Annotated in this window: 14 protein-coding genes; 10 read left to right on the forward strand and 4 right to left on the reverse strand. The window is 31.4% G+C overall.

Annotated elements, in window-relative coordinates:
• Window positions 1-9 precede the first annotated feature (9 nt).
• The 4 genes from J3359_RS13725 to J3359_RS13740 all read right to left on the reverse strand — a co-directional run bounded on the left by J3359_RS13725 (window position 10) and on the right by J3359_RS13740 (window position 3,557).
• Complete coding sequence (locus J3359_RS13725; protein ID WP_208077409.1) at window positions 10-2,241, reverse strand: polyribonucleotide nucleotidyltransferase; 2,232 nt, start codon at window positions 2,239-2,241, stop codon at window positions 10-12.
• 288 nt (window positions 2,242-2,529) lie between these two features.
• Window positions 2,530-2,799, reverse strand: a complete 270-nt coding sequence (gene rpsO / locus J3359_RS13730) for a 30S ribosomal protein S15 (RefSeq protein WP_208077410.1) — start codon at window positions 2,797-2,799, stop codon at window positions 2,530-2,532.
• A 162-nt stretch (window positions 2,800-2,961) separates the two neighbouring features.
• Window positions 2,962-3,315 (reverse strand): type II toxin-antitoxin system HicB family antitoxin, encoded by a 354-nt coding sequence (locus J3359_RS13735; RefSeq protein ID WP_208077411.1) that lies wholly within the window; start codon window positions 3,313-3,315, stop codon window positions 2,962-2,964.
• Window positions 3,300-3,557, reverse strand: coding sequence for a type II toxin-antitoxin system HicA family toxin (locus tag J3359_RS13740; protein WP_208077412.1), 258 nt, complete (start codon window positions 3,555-3,557; stop codon window positions 3,300-3,302). Before J3359_RS13740 ends, J3359_RS13735 begins: the two co-directional genes overlap by 16 nt.
• A gap of 392 nt (window positions 3,558-3,949) precedes the next feature.
• On the opposite strand from J3359_RS13740, the gene J3359_RS13745 reads away from it, so the two are divergent.
• The 10 genes from J3359_RS13745 (at window position 3,950) to J3359_RS13790 (ending at window position 14,315) form a co-directional block, all read left to right on the forward strand.
• Entirely contained in the window at window positions 3,950-4,774 is an 825-nt protein-coding gene (locus tag J3359_RS13745; protein WP_208077413.1) for a prephenate dehydratase, read from the forward strand.
• A 40-nt stretch (window positions 4,775-4,814) separates the two neighbouring features.
• Window positions 4,815-5,960 carry a pyridoxal phosphate-dependent aminotransferase gene (locus J3359_RS13750; protein WP_208077414.1) on the forward strand — a complete coding sequence of 382 codons (1,146 nt, stop codon included), beginning with the start codon at window positions 4,815-4,817 and terminating at the stop codon, window positions 5,958-5,960.
• 255 nt (window positions 5,961-6,215) lie between these two features.
• Window positions 6,216-7,067, forward strand: a complete 852-nt coding sequence (locus J3359_RS13755; protein ID WP_208077415.1) for a prephenate dehydrogenase — start codon at window positions 6,216-6,218, stop codon at window positions 7,065-7,067.
• Between the two features lie 21 nt (window positions 7,068-7,088).
• Window positions 7,089-8,171: a bifunctional 3-deoxy-7-phosphoheptulonate synthase/chorismate mutase type II gene (locus tag J3359_RS13760; protein ID WP_208077416.1), complete on the forward strand. Its 1,083-nt coding sequence runs from the start codon at window positions 7,089-7,091 to the stop codon at window positions 8,169-8,171.
• Between the two features lie 491 nt (window positions 8,172-8,662).
• Complete coding sequence (gene rsgA, locus J3359_RS13765) at window positions 8,663-9,640, forward strand: ribosome small subunit-dependent GTPase A (protein WP_208077417.1); 978 nt, start codon at window positions 8,663-8,665, stop codon at window positions 9,638-9,640.
• A 3-nt stretch (window positions 9,641-9,643) separates the two neighbouring features.
• The gene (dtd, locus tag J3359_RS13770) at window positions 9,644-10,096 is read left to right on the forward strand and encodes a D-aminoacyl-tRNA deacylase (RefSeq protein ID WP_208077418.1); all 453 of its coding nucleotides are present in this window, start codon (window positions 9,644-9,646) and stop codon (window positions 10,094-10,096) included.
• Between the two features lie 5 nt (window positions 10,097-10,101).
• Window positions 10,102-10,776, forward strand: coding sequence for a TatD family hydrolase (locus J3359_RS13775; protein ID WP_243765920.1), 675 nt, complete (start codon window positions 10,102-10,104; stop codon window positions 10,774-10,776).
• A 121-nt stretch (window positions 10,777-10,897) separates the two neighbouring features.
• Window positions 10,898-11,611 (forward strand): tRNA threonylcarbamoyladenosine dehydratase, encoded by a 714-nt coding sequence (locus tag J3359_RS13780; RefSeq protein WP_208077420.1) that lies wholly within the window; start codon window positions 10,898-10,900, stop codon window positions 11,609-11,611.
• Between the two features lie 83 nt (window positions 11,612-11,694).
• Window positions 11,695-12,330, forward strand: a complete 636-nt coding sequence (locus J3359_RS13785; RefSeq protein ID WP_208077422.1) for a YceI family protein — start codon at window positions 11,695-11,697, stop codon at window positions 12,328-12,330.
• Window positions 12,331-12,404: 74 nt separating this feature from the next.
• A complete protein-coding gene (locus tag J3359_RS13790) occupies window positions 12,405-14,315 on the forward strand; it encodes a DUF3858 domain-containing protein (protein ID WP_243765921.1) in 1,911 nt (636 codons plus the stop codon).

Raw genomic sequence — 14,315 nt, forward strand, 5'->3', positions numbered from 1 at the left:
AAGAAAAAATTAATTTTCTTTTCTTGGTGCTCTTGGTTTTCTATCATCACGTCTGTTATCACGTCCGCGATTATCTCTACCTCCAGAACGGTTATTATCTCTTGGTGGTCTTGCTACATAACCTTCTGGTTTTGGTAACAATGCCTTTCTTGAAACTTTTTCTTTACGAGTTCTTGGGTCTAAACCAAAGTATTTCACATCAAAAACATCACCCATGTTTACAACGTCAGATACGTTTTCTGTACGCTCCCAAGCTAATTCCGAAACATGTAATAAAACTTCATTTCCTGGTGCTTCCACATATTCTACAACAGCACCAAAATCTAACATTTTAATTACTTTTACTTCGTAAACGCTACCAACTTGTGGTTTAAATAACATCGACTCGATTCTAGCAATAACCTGTTCTATTCCTTCTGGTTTTGTACCTAAGATTTCGATAATTCCTTCTTCTGTAGTGGCATCTTCTGTAATTACAATGGTGGTTCCAGTTTCTTTTTGTAATTCTTGAATATGTTTTCCTCCTGGCCCAATAAATGCACCAATCATGTCATTAGGAATACGTCTGGTAATCATTTTAGGAGCATGTGTTTTTACATTTGCATTTGGTGTTGCAATTGTATCTGTAAGTTTCTCTAAAATATGCAAACGACCGTCTTTTGCTTGTTTTAATGCGTTTACTAAAATCTCGTAAGAAAGTCCTTTTACTTTAATGTCCATTTGGCAAGCTGTAATTCCATCAGCAGTTCCAGTTACTTTAAAGTCCATATCTCCTAAATGATCTTCATCACCTAAAATATCAGATAAAACTGCGTAACGTTCTCCATCGGAAATTAACCCCATTGCAATACCAGAAACGGGTTTCTTTAATTGTACACCAGCATCCATTAGTGCCATTGTACCAGAACAAACAGTTGCCATAGAAGAAGAACCATTAGATTCTAAAACTTCAGAAACGACTCTTACTGTGTAAGGACAGTCTGCAGGAATCATTCCTTTTAAAGCTCTTTGAGCCAAGTTTCCATGACCAACTTCTCTACGAGAAGTACCTCTTAATGGTCTTGCCTCACCTGTACAAAAAGGAGGGAAGTTATAGTGTAAATAGAATGTTTCTTCACCTTCGTAAGAGGCCATATCTATTTGGTTGGCTTCTCTAGATGTACCTAAAGTTACAGTTGCCAATGCTTGTGTTTCTCCACGAGTAAATATTGATGAACCATGTGTAGATGGTAAATAATCTACCTCACACCAAATTGGTCGAATATCTGTAGTTTTACGTCCATCTAACCGCAAACCTTCTGCTAAAGTTAATTCTCTAACAGCATTTTTTTGGGCTTTGTTAAAATATTTTCCAATTAACCCACCAAAATCTGCCAATTCTTCTTCTGTAAAAGTAGCTGTAATTGCTTCTTTTACTTCTGCAAATGCAGCAGAACGTTCTGCTTTAGAGGTTCCTTGTTTTGCAATTGCATAACATTTATCGTATGCTAAAGCTTCAATTTTTTTAGCTAAATCTTCATCTTCTCTTTCTGGTTCGTATTCACGAGTTTCTTTTTTACCAAAAGCTTCTGCCAAACGAACTTGTGCAGCACATTGTACTTTAATAGCTTCGTGTGCAAACTTAATTGCGTCTGCCATTTCTTCTTCAGAAATTTCATCCATTTCACCTTCTACCATCATTACAGAATCTGCGGATGCACCAATCATCATATCAATGTCAGATGCTTCTAATTGGGTTCTTGTAGGGTTAATTACAAACTCTCCATTTACTCTTGCAACACGTGCTTCAGAAATTGGAGTTTCAAAAGGAATATCTGATAATTGTATTACTGTAGATGCTGCTAAACCTGCTAAAGCGTCTGGCATAACATCTTCGTCATGAGACATTAACTGAATCATAACTTGTGTTTCTGCGTGGTAATCTTTTGGAAATAATGGGCGCAAAACACGATCTACCAAACGCATTGTTAAAACTTCGCCATCACTTGGTCTTGCTTCTCTTTTAAAGAACCCTCCTGGATATCTTCCTGCAGCTGCAAACTTTTCTCTATAATCTACTGTAAGTGGTAAAAAATCGACATCACTTTGTTTGTAGTTAGAAACTACAGTACATAATAACATTGCTTTTCCCATTTGAACAACAACAGAACCGTGTGCTTGTTTTGCTAATTTACCGGTTTCTAACGAGATGGTTCTTCCATCTCCAAGGTCTATAACCTCTCTAAATACTTTTGGAATCATAAAATTTAATTCTAATTTTTAATTACTGTTTGTTGTTGTGTTGTTGTTTGTAGTTGCAATGGAAATACAGAATTATTGTTGGTAATTCCGATCTTTTATATGGTTACTGATGTTGTTGGCAACAGCTTTTAAATTTTTTTAAAGTTTGTTAGGCTGTAAAAAAAAATGAACTTTTTAGATTCCCATTTTCATGGCAAAGATAATTTTACTTTGTTGAAGTTAAAAAGCTTCAAGAATTTTTTTTAATAAAAAAGAGGCACGTTTATAGTACCTCTTTTTATGTAAGAATTATTTTCTAATTCCTAATTCTTTAATAATTGCACGATATCTTAAAATATCTTTTTTCTTTAAGTAGTCTAATAAACTTCTTCTTTTACCTACCATTCTTACTAACGAACGCTCTGTGTTAAAATCTTTACGATTTCTTTTTAAATGCTCTGTTAAGTGGTTAATTCTGTGTGTAAATAATGCAATTTGCCCTTCTGAAGTACCAGTATCGTTTTTTCCTTTACCGTGTTTTTCGAAGATGCTTTCTTTTACTTCTTTTGTTAAGTACATGCCAATATTATTTAAATGATTTTTATGTATTTCACTGATTTTTTTCAATGAAGTTGCAAATATACTATTATTTTATTTATTTAATTAACCTTGTAAAAAGATATTTACATATAAATGCTGTTTATAAAAGTTGATAATCAGTATATATAAGTTATTAATAGGTTAGTTTAACACCTGATCTTCATTATTTATTAAAAAGTCGAATGCTTTATTTACTACTTCATTTAGTTTCATTTTATTTTTTTCTGCTAAAATTGCTAAACGTCTATGAACAGTGTTAGGAGTTCTAACATTAAATACCCCTTTGAAAAATTTATCAGGATTTTTACCAATCGATTTACAGGTTTCAAGATAATCATCAACAGCTTCAATAAAAGATTTTTTTAGTTCTTTCACAGATGCTGCTTCGTAAGTAACTAAATCATTAATACCTATAATTTTGCCGAATAAAATATCGTCTTCTGCGCTAAATTCTACAGAACCAATATAATTTTTATGTTTTAAATAATTTTCCATAATCTTAATTTTTCTATTATTTGTCTAATCACATATTGTTTCACAATATTTCCAGGATGCGGTTTGTGTAAGTTTATAATTTGGTTTTTTAAGTCTATAAACTTCACCCTTGAACCACCAGATTTTCCTTTCTTCTTTATTTCTGTAAAACCAAAATGAGCTAATATTTTTATTAATTCATCCCAAGTTAAATCTTTTGGAATATTTAAAAATTTAGTAATTAATTTTTCAATTTTACTCATGTGTAAATGTATAAAGAATAATTGCAACTAAAAAATAGTTACAATTGTTTTCGAAATTGAATTTTAAGATGTTTTTTTGATATTTACTATTGACTTCAATTTTAGCAAAGAAATTCATAAAAACGAATAGTTTTATATTACTATTTTTAATGATTTCTGAAATTTGTTGTAAAAAACACAATATAATTTGTATATCTAAAATTAATCTTTAGATTTGTCTCGCAAATAAAGAGCACAAAATGTTACACAACAATTTTACACGTTTCTATTTTTACTTTTACTTTTTTAGTAAGAGCAGAGACTTTGTATTATGTTGTTAGGAAACATAAAATATATATAAAGTCTCGAATTTACTTCGAGGCTTTTTTTTTGATATTTTTTTAGCATAAATAATGAAAAAAACAATCGCCATCCAAGGAGCAAAAGGCTCTAACCATCATAAAGTTGCACGCGACTTTTATGGAAATGATATTCAGTTAAAAGAATGTATGTCTTTTGATATTCTGGTGGATAGCTTGTTGGATAAAACTGCCAATTTAGGAGTTATGGCTTTGGAAAATACCATTGCAGGTTCCATAATTCCTAATTATGCGTTAATCGATAATAACAACTTACATATAATAGGAGAAGAGTATTTAAATATTCATCATCATTTAATGTGTTTAAAAAATCAAACGATTGAAGATATAAAAGAAGTTTGGTCGCATCCAATGGCGTTATTACAATGTAAAGAGTTTTTTAAAAATTACCCTCATATAAAGTTGGTAGAAGATGTAGATACTGCAGAAGTTGCCAAAAGAATATCCAAAGAAAATTTAAAAGGAATTGCTGCTATTGCACCAAAAATAGCCGCAGAAATTTTCGATTTAGCAATTGTTGAAGATGGAATTCAAACGATAAAAGACAATTCCACACGATTTGTAATTGTACAAACAGAGGAACCAGCAATTAATGAAGAAGTAAATAAAGCCTCCTTAAAATTTCAACTGAATCATAAAAGAGGAAGTTTGGCAGCCATTTTAAATGTATTAAGCGATTGTAAAATGAACTTAACCAAAATTCAATCTTTACCAGTAATAGAAACACCATGGAAATATTCTTTTTTCGTAGATGTAACTTTTGATGCTTATAAAGAATACGAAAAAGTAAAAGCAATTATAGAAATAATGGCAGAAGAATTCAAAATTTTAGGAACTTATAAAAATGGTAGGCTTTAGCCTAATTCTGAACTTGTTTCAGAACTTTAATAATATCAAGATGATACAACCTGCAAAAAGATTAGACACTGTTAAAGAATATTATTTCTCTAAAAAATTAAGAGAAGTAAGGAGCTTGATGGCTGCTGGAAAACCAATAATTAATATGGGAATTGGCTCTCCTGATTTGCAACCACCAACAAAAGTTTTAGCAGCAATTCAGGGAAGCTTAGGTGATGCTTCTGCACATAAATACCAATCTTACCAAGGTTTACCAGAATTAAGAAGTGCAATTTCGAACTTCTATAAAAACAAGTTTTCTGTAGAAACGAACCCAGCAAATGAAGTGTTGCCATTAATGGGAAGCAAAGAAGGAATTATGCATATTTCTATGGCTTTTTTAAATGAAGGAGATAAAGTGTTAATTCCGAATCCAGGATATCCAACATATACATCTGTTACGAAATTAGTGGGAGCAGAGCCACTTTTATACAATTTAAGAGCAACTGATAATTGGCAACCAAATTTTACAGAGTTAGAACAACAAGACTTAAGTAATGTTAAAATTATGTGGGTAAATTACCCACACATGCCAACAGGAACAAATGCAACTTTAGAAACATTCGAAAAGTTAGTTTCTTTCGGAAAAAAGCACCATATTTTAATTATAAACGACAATCCCTATAGTTTTATTTTAAACGATAAACCCATTAGTATTTTACAAGTGGAAGGAGCAAAAGATATTGCTTTAGAGTTAAATTCGTTAAGTAAAACCTTTAATATGGCTGGTTGGCGAGTTGGAATGGTTTTAGGAAATGCAAATTTTATAAACGAAATATTAAAAGTAAAATCGAATATGGATTCTGGAATGTTCTACGGAATTCAAAAAGGAGCTATAGAAGCATTACGTTTGTCAAATTCGTGGTTTTTAGAACAAAATAAAACATACGAAGCACGTAGAAATTTAATTTGGCAATTGGCAGATAAATTAAGCTGTGTTTATAGTAAAAACACAACAGGATTATTTGTTTGGGCGAAAATTCCAGAAGGAAAAAAGTCTGAAGAAATTACAGATGCAATTTTATACGAGAAAGACATTTTTATAACGCCAGGAACTATTTTTGGTTCTCAAGGTGAAGGCTATATACGATTTTCATTGTGTGTAACATCTAAAGTAATTAAAGAAGCGATTAGTAGATTTTCTTAAAAAGTAGGCAGTTTTTCAGTTAGCAGTTGTCAGTCAATTTTTTGTAGGTAATAATTGAGTAGCAATGAATTTTTAACTTATTAAATTAAAGTTGGCGGTTGGCAGTCAGTTTACAGTAAAAGTAAGGCGATTTCAAAAGCTTCCTGCAAGGTTTCAGAAACATCCTACAAGGTTTCAAAAACCTTGTAAGTATAAAAGAATAAAATATAATAATACCTACAAGGTCTTAAAGACCTCGCAGGAAAGAGAAATAAAATGAAAAATATATTTTTTATTGGCATTGGTTTAATTGGTGGTAGTTTTGCAATTGATATTAAAAAAAGCAATTCAAAAGTTGTAATTCATGGAATAGATACTAATAAAAACCATCTAAAAGAAGCACAAAAATTAGGGATCATTCAACAGAAAGCAATTTTAAACGATTTAGAAAATGCAGATTTGGTAATCGTATCCATTCCAGTAGATGCAACCGTAAAATTATTGCCAACAATTTTAGATAAAATATCAGACAATACCTTGGTTGTAGATGCAGGCTCTACAAAAGATGCAATTTGTAAAGCAGTTGAGCATCATCCAAAAAGACGCAATTTTTTAGCCTGTCACCCAATTGCAGGAACAGAAAAATCTGGGCCAACAGCAGCGATTTCTGGCTTATATAAAGGAAAAACAAACATTATTTGCGAAGTCGAAAAAACAACTTTTAAATTGCAAGAGAAAGCGTTAAAGCTTTTTATGGACATTGGAATGCGTATTCGTTACATGGATCCTGTTTCGCATGACAAACATATTGCGTATGTTTCGCACCTTTCTCACATTAGTGCGTTTATGTTGGGAAAAACAGTTATCAATAAAGAAAAAAACGAGCGAGATATTTTCGATATGGCAGGTTCTGGTTTCGAATCTACAGTTCGTTTGGCAAAAAGCTCGCCAGCCATGTGGACACCAATTTTCGAGCAGAATAAAGAAAATGTAATAGAAACATTAGAAGAATACATCAATAATTTACAACATTTTAAAGAGTTGATGCAACAAGATAATTTCTCGGAAATTTTTAACGAAATGGAGAATACAAATTATATAAAACAAATTTTAAACGGCATAAACTAATAAGCCAAAACAAGTAGAAAAATGAAGAATACAAAAGAATTAAGAACATGGTTGGACGATATGAAATTAGATCATCCACTAGTAATAGCAGGGCCTTGTAGTGCAGAAACCGAAGAACAGGTTTTAAAAATTGCACACGAATTAAAAGATTCTGATGTAAATTATTTCCGAGCAGGAATTTGGAAACCAAGAACAAGACCAGGAAACTTCGAAGGTGTAGGTGCTTTAGGTTTAGGATGGCTTAAAAAGGTAAAAGAAGAAACAGGCATGAAAACCTGTACAGAAGTTGCAAACGCAGCACACGTTAAATTAGCGTTAGAAAACGATGTCGATTTATTATGGATTGGTGCACGTTCTACAGTTTCGCCTTTTATAATGCAAGAAATTGCAGATGCGTTAGAAGGAACAGACAAAATTGTGTTGGTTAAAAATCCGGTAAATCCAGATTTGGCTCTTTGGTTGGGTGGAATCGAAAGATTGTACACAGCAGGAATTAAAAATTTAGGAGCCATTCACAGAGGGTTTTCAACCTACGAAAAATCGAAATATAGAAACATTCCAGAATGGCAATTAGCCATTGAGTTTCAAAATAAATTTCCAGACTTACCATTAATTTGCGACCCTTCGCACATTACAGGAAACAGAGAAATGATTTTCGACGTTTCGCAAACTGCGTTAGATTTGAATTTCGATGGATTAATGATCGAGACTCATTTCGATCCAGACAACGCTTGGAGTGATGCTGCACAGCAAGTTACACCAACAAAATTGAAGCAAATCATGGAAGATTTAAAAATTAGAAAAGAAACGGAAACCGATTCTGGTTACAGAGATTCTTTAGAAAATTTAAGAGCTCAAATTAACGTTGTAGATGGTCAGTTAATTGAAATGTTAGGGAAAAGAATGAGTGTTGCCGATAAAATTGGCGAACTTAAAAAAGAGAAAAACGTGGCAGTTTTACAATCAAGACGTTGGAACGAAATTCTTGGAAACATGATTTTAGAAGGCGAAAGCAGAGGTTTAAGTGAAGAATTTGTATTGAAAATGTTCAAGGCAATTCACCAAGAATCTATCAATCATCAAGAAAAAATTATAAAAGGGTAGTTTTTGGGCGTTACCAAGCAAAAAAGCTTGGTCAGGCTTTTCGCTACAATCTTTTGCCTTAAAAAAGGCAAAAGGATTTCCACTGCAATCCTTAACGCGTATTGCAAACCTAAAAAGGAAGTTATAAAAAATAACTTTTAGATATATTTTAAGACCTCACAGATTTTAAAAACTGTGAGGTCTTTTTGCATGTTTAAAACTCCAACCCCAAAAGGGTTTCAAACCCTTTTGGGGTTAATTTCCATTAAACCATTTTAATTCGCGAATTCGTGGTAATTCCCACAACAACTCTATATTTTCTATATTCCTATGTATTAAAAATAGTTTTTTTTTAACCCAGTCAACTTCGAGTGAAATTTCTTCTTCAGAAATTTTATATCGAGAAGATTTCTTCGTTCTCACAAGTTTTGGATACAATTTTCTAAAAAAAAATAAAAAATCACTCGAACTGACATTATTATAATTACTTAAAATTCTGCATCTTTGTACTAATGACAGGAATCGTTTACAAATCTACAGGAAGTTGGTATCAAGTAAAAGCTGATAGTGGCGAATTTTACAAATGTAGAATCAAAGGAAAATTCAGGATAAAAGACATTAAAAGTACCAACCCAATTGCGGTTGGCGACAAAGTTATGTTCGATTTAGAATCGAAGAACGACGAAGAAACAGGAGTCATAAAAAAAATTATAGACAGAGATAATTTTATCGTTCGTAAATCTGTAAATCTTTCCAAGCAAACACATATAATTGCTTCGAATATCGACCAAGTTTTTTTGTTGATTACCATAAACAACCCACCAACATTTACCACCTTTATAGATCGTTTTTTAGTTTCAGCAAGAGCCTATAGAATCGATGTAATTTTAGTTTTCAATAAAATAGATTCCTACGAAATAGAAGAAAGAGCAGAAATTTTATATTTAAAAGATATTTATGAAGCCATTGGTTATAAATGCTTAGAGGTCTCATCTACTAAAAATAAAAACGTAGACCAAGTAAAAGAAATAATGGTAGGCAAAACCTCTATGTTTATTGGGCATTCAGGTGTTGGAAAAACAACTTTGGTAAATGCAATAGACAAAACGTTAAACTTAAAAACCAAAGAAATTTCCGACCAACACAATCAAGGAAAACATACCACAACTTTTGCAGAAATGTTCGATTTAAGTATTGAGACTAAAAACGATGCAAAAATTATAGACACACCAGGAATTAAAGGTTTTGGAGTGGTAGATATCGATAAATACGAATTAGGAGATTATTTTCCAGAGTTTTTTGCCTTAAAGCAAGACTGTAAATTTAATAACTGTATCCATACAAAAGAACCGAAATGTGCTGTAAAAGAAGCTTTAGAAGAAGAGGAGGTTTCTTGGTCTCGTTATAAAAGTTATTTGCAAATTTTAGAAGGCGAAGAAGAATCAGAGCATTTTAGAACCGATATTTGGAACGAAGAAGATAATGAGTAGGTTATGAAAATCGTAATTCAAAGAGTTTCAAAAGCAAGTGTAACTATTAACAAACAAAAAGTTGCAGACATTAAAAACGGACTTTTAGTGTTATTAGGAATTGTAAATGAAGATGCTCAAGAAGACATTAACTGGTTGGTAAGAAAAGTAGCAAATATTCGGGTTTTTAATGACGAAAATGGAGTCATGAACAAATCTTTATTAGAAAGTAATGGAGAAGCGATTGTTGTGAGTCAGTTTACGTTGCAAGCTTCCACCAAAAAAGGGAATAGACCCAGTTATATAAAAGCGGCAAAACCCGATATTGCGATTCCTTTATATGAGAATTTTGTTAAAACCTTGGAAAACGAATTGGGTAAAAAAGTACAAACTGGCGAATTTGGGGCAGATATGAAAGTCGAGTTATTAAACGATGGTCCAGTAACTATTATTATCGATTCTAAAAACAAAGAATAACTATTTTGTATTTTATCGACATCCATACTCATAAAAAATCATCAGCTGAAAATGTATTTTCTATCGAAAATAAATATCCAACTTCAGTAGATTTTTCCTTGCCATTTTCAATGGGTATGCATCCTTGGTTTATCAATAAAAATAAAATTGAAGAAGAACTTTTAATTGTTGAAAAGCAACTTCAACATAAAAGCTGTCTTGCTTTAGGCGAATGTGGTTTAGACAAAGTTACAGAAGCAGATTTTGAACTTCAAGAAGAAGTTTTTAGAAAACAAGTGCGGCTTTCAGAAAAATACAACAAACCTGTTATTATTCATTGTGTAAAAGCATTTCAAGAAATTATTGAAATTAAAAAAGAAATAAAACCAAGACAAAAATGGATTTTACACGGTTTCAATAAAAACATACAAGTTGCCAAAAGTTTATTAAAAAATGGAATTCTAGTATCATTTGGAGCAGCAATCATCAAAAATGAAAAATTGCAAAAAGTGGTTTTAGAAATTCCTTTAGATGCATTGTTTTTAGAAACAGACGATTCAGAAGTAGAAATTCAAGAGATTTATCAAAAAGTAGCAAATATAAAAAGTATCGAAGTTAAAGAGCTTCAGAAAATAATAAAAGAAAATTTCACAAATCTGTCTTCCTCGAGCATTACTGAAATAAAAAGATGTTTTTATTGAAAGTAACGAACGCAGTTTTAGAGAGCTTATAATTTTAACAAATTTTAAATTTGTTCTCGACTTTAGCCTGTCTTGTGCGAAGACGAAAGGCTCGAATAGACATTAATTTTATTAGTATAGTATGAGTTGGTTAGAAAGAACCGAATTATTGGTGCAAAAAGAAGGCATTGAAAAATTACAAAAAGCCAATATTTTAGTTGTTGGTTTAGGAGGAGTTGGTAGTTACGCAGCAGAATTTATTGCAAGAGCAGGTGTAGGAAAAATAACCATTGTAGATGGCGATGTTTTTGATGAAACAAACATCAATAGGCAATTACCAGCATTACAATCTACAATTGGGAAAGCAAAAACCAAGGTTTTATCAGAAAGATTAAAAGATGTAAACCCAGATTTGGAATTAACGGTTTTAAAAGAATTTTTATCACCAGAAAGAGCTTATGAAATTGTTTCAAAAGAGTTCGATTATGTGTTGGATTGTATAGATTCTATTACGCCAAAAATAAATTTAATTGTGGCTGCTAGGAGAAAGAAAGTCAAAATTATTTCTTCCATGGGAGCAGGAGGAAAGTTAGATGCCACTAAAATTAGAGTAAAAGACATTGCAAAAACAAAGAATTGTACCATGGCAAGAGTTTTAAGGAAGCGTTTAAAAGAACGAAAGGTAGATAAAGGTGTAAAAGCGGTGTATTCAGACGAGGTTCAAATAGCAGAAAGTGTAAAAATAACAGACGGAACGAACTTTAAAAAATCGTACTATGGTACGATTAGTTATATGCCTGCTGCTTTTGGCTTGCAAGCTGCAGCTCATGTAATTAATTTTTTAATAAAAAAGTAAAAAACAGTTTCCAAGGAAAATAAATTAATTATATATTTGCCATGGAAAATAAAAATTAAAAAAAAGAATTAAATTAGAAAAAAATGAAAAAAATAGTTTTATCAATAGTAGTTGCAGCATCAGTTTTAACTGCATGTAAAGGCAAAAAAGAAAAAGTAGAAGTAAAAGAAGCTGTAAAAGTAGAAGTTAATGCTGCAGATTTAAATAACGTAAATACACAAGCATCTGTAATATCTTGGAAAGGAACAAAACCAACAGGTTCGCACAATGGAACAGTAGCTCTAAAAAGCGGAGGTTTAGTTATAGAAGATGGAAAACCAACAAAAGGTGTTTTTGTTATAGATATGACTTCTATAAAAGTTTTAGATATACCTGAAAGTGAAGAAGGAAATGGCAAGTTAACAGGTCATTTGTCTTCTCCAGATTTCTTTGATGTTGCTAAATACCCAACATCTAAATTTGTAATTACAAGTGTAGAAGAAAAGGAAGGTAAATTAGCAGTAACAGGAAACTTAACTTTAAGAGATATTACAAAAAGTATTACTATCCCTGCAACGATTTCTACAGAAGGAGATGTTACAACTTTTACAAGTGAAACATTTAATGTAGATAGAACAGATTTTGGAGTTACATATAAGTCTAAAAAATTAGATGCAGCCTTAAAAGATAAGTTTATCGACGATATTATGGAACTACAATTTACGGTGGTAACAAAATAATAAATATTAAGAAAATATTAAGTTTTTAATAAAACCCAGAACGAAAGTTCTGGGTTTTTCTATATTTGTAAATTATGATAAAAAAATCAACCTTATTTTTTCTGTTTTTTTTGGTTAGTTTATTTATTTACTCACAAGATATAGAGTATAGTAGCTTTTCGATACCAAAAAAGTTAACAGAAAATGCAAACGCAGTTGTTAAAAATACTTCCATAGAAATTACTATTGAAGATATTGATGAAATGACCGTTTATAAAAGAGAAGTTGTAACCGTACTTAATAAATTAGGAAATGTAGATGCAAGAATTGCAGAGGGTTATGATAATGATACGAAGATAAAGGATTTATCTGCAATAATTTATGATGCTTCTGGAAAACGAATAAAAAAGTATAAAGAAAGAGACTTTTTAGATGTAAGTGCTGTAGGTGGAGGAACATTATATTCCGATTCTCGTGTTAAATATGTAAATTATATACCAATTTCGTATCCATATACAGTTGTTTTCGAGTCGAAATATAAAACGTCTTCAACAGGTTTTATTCCTTGGTGGTTTCCTGTAAATGGGTATTATGTTTCTGTGGAGAATAGTTCTTACAAAATTAACAATCCTAATAAAATTCCTTGGAGATACAAAAAAACAAACTTTAAAGGATTCCCTATCGAAGCAAAAGAATCTGATACAGAAATTTTCTATTCAATAAAAAACCAACCTGCTTACAAATACGAAAATTCTACAGTTCATTATAGGGAAATTCTACCCAAAGCTGTAGTAAGTTTAAATAAATTTTCCTTAAAAGGAGTTGCTGGGCAATACACAAACTGGAAAGAATTTGGTGTCTGGATGAATGCGAAATTACTTCGTGGAAGAACAGAATTAGAACCTGCTACTGTTGCAAAAGTAAAAAGATTAGTTGAAGGAGTTGAAGATCCTATAGAGAAAGCGAAAATTATTTATAAGTATATGCAAGATAAAACTCGCTATATAAGTGTTCAAGTGGGTATTGGAGGTTGGGAGCCAATAGCTGCAAATCAAGTAGATAAAGTGGGTTATGGCGATTGTAAAGGATTAACAAATTATACAAAAGCGTTACTAGATGCTGTGGATGTTACTTCTTATTATACCGTTGTTTATGCTGATGAAAAAAGAGATATCGATAAAGATTTCTCTTCTATTCAAGGAAACCACGTAATTTTAAATATACCAAATAAAGGAAATGATATTTGGTTAGAATGTACAAGTCAAACCATGCCTTTTGGGTTTTTAGGCGATTTTACAGACGATAGAAATGTATTGGTTATAACTCCAGAAGGTGGTGTTATAAAGAGAACAACTGTTTATAAAGACGAGAAAAATCTTCAAAAAACAGCAGGAGAAATTACGCTTAAAAAAGATGGTTCTTTAACAGCGAGTTTTAAAAGAATTTCGGAGGGTTTGCAGTACGACGATAAGTTTGGTTACACTGGTTTTACTGAACAAGAGCTTTATAAAAATTATAAATCTAAAGATTGGAGTTACAACAATAATTTAGAAATTGAATCTGTAGCACTTACGAATAATAAAGATGACATTATTTTTACAGAAGAAATAAAAGCTTCAATTAAGAATTATGCAACTGTAAATAATGCGGAATACCTTTTTAGAGTAAATGTTTTTAATAGAAATACGTATGTTCCAAAAAGATATCGAAAAAGAAAATTACCATTAAAAATATATCGCGGTTATAAAAATGAAGATATCTTTAAAATAACCTTACCTAAAGGCTATATTTTAGGAAATCTTCCTCCAGAAAAGTTCATAAACACAAAATTTGGTACTTACAAAGTTAGCATCACTAAAATTAACGATACTTCATTTATGTACAATAGAGTTCTTTCTATAAAAGAAGGAGTATATCCAAAGGAAGACTACAGGGCTTATAGAAGTTTTAGAAGAAGTATTGCTAAATACGAAGGCCTTAGAATTGCAATCACCAAAAAACTATAA

This window comes from Polaribacter cellanae, assembly GCF_017569185.1.
Lineage (GTDB): Bacteria > Bacteroidota > Bacteroidia > Flavobacteriales > Flavobacteriaceae > Polaribacter > Polaribacter cellanae.

What these genes read in the sequence shown, in the direction of transcription:
- dtd (WP_208077418.1), top strand. Translation starts at nt 9,644, where the DNA reads ATGAAAATCGTAATTCAAAGAGTTTCAAAAGCAAGTGTAACTATTAAC.
- J3359_RS13790 (WP_243765921.1), top strand. Translation starts at nt 12,405, where the DNA reads ATGATAAAAAAATCAACCTTATTTTTTCTGTTTTTTTTGGTTAGTTTA.
- rsgA (WP_208077417.1), top strand. Translation starts at nt 8,663, where the DNA reads ATGACAGGAATCGTTTACAAATCTACAGGAAGTTGGTATCAAGTAAAA.
- J3359_RS13785 (WP_208077422.1), top strand. Translation starts at nt 11,695, where the DNA reads ATGAAAAAAATAGTTTTATCAATAGTAGTTGCAGCATCAGTTTTAACT.
- J3359_RS13735 (WP_208077411.1), bottom strand. Translation starts at nt 3,315, where the DNA reads ATGGAAAATTATTTAAAACATAAAAATTATATTGGTTCTGTAGAATTT.
- J3359_RS13755 (WP_208077415.1), top strand. Translation starts at nt 6,216, where the DNA reads ATGAAAAATATATTTTTTATTGGCATTGGTTTAATTGGTGGTAGTTTT.
- J3359_RS13750 (WP_208077414.1), top strand. Translation starts at nt 4,815, where the DNA reads ATGATACAACCTGCAAAAAGATTAGACACTGTTAAAGAATATTATTTC.
- J3359_RS13780 (WP_208077420.1), top strand. Translation starts at nt 10,898, where the DNA reads ATGAGTTGGTTAGAAAGAACCGAATTATTGGTGCAAAAAGAAGGCATT.
- J3359_RS13725 (WP_208077409.1), bottom strand. Translation starts at nt 2,241, where the DNA reads ATGATTCCAAAAGTATTTAGAGAGGTTATAGACCTTGGAGATGGAAGA.
- rpsO (WP_208077410.1), bottom strand. Translation starts at nt 2,799, where the DNA reads ATGTACTTAACAAAAGAAGTAAAAGAAAGCATCTTCGAAAAACACGGT.
- J3359_RS13760 (WP_208077416.1), top strand. Translation starts at nt 7,089, where the DNA reads ATGAAGAATACAAAAGAATTAAGAACATGGTTGGACGATATGAAATTA.
- J3359_RS13745 (WP_208077413.1), top strand. Translation starts at nt 3,950, where the DNA reads ATGAAAAAAACAATCGCCATCCAAGGAGCAAAAGGCTCTAACCATCAT.
- J3359_RS13740 (WP_208077412.1), bottom strand. Translation starts at nt 3,557, where the DNA reads ATGAGTAAAATTGAAAAATTAATTACTAAATTTTTAAATATTCCAAAA.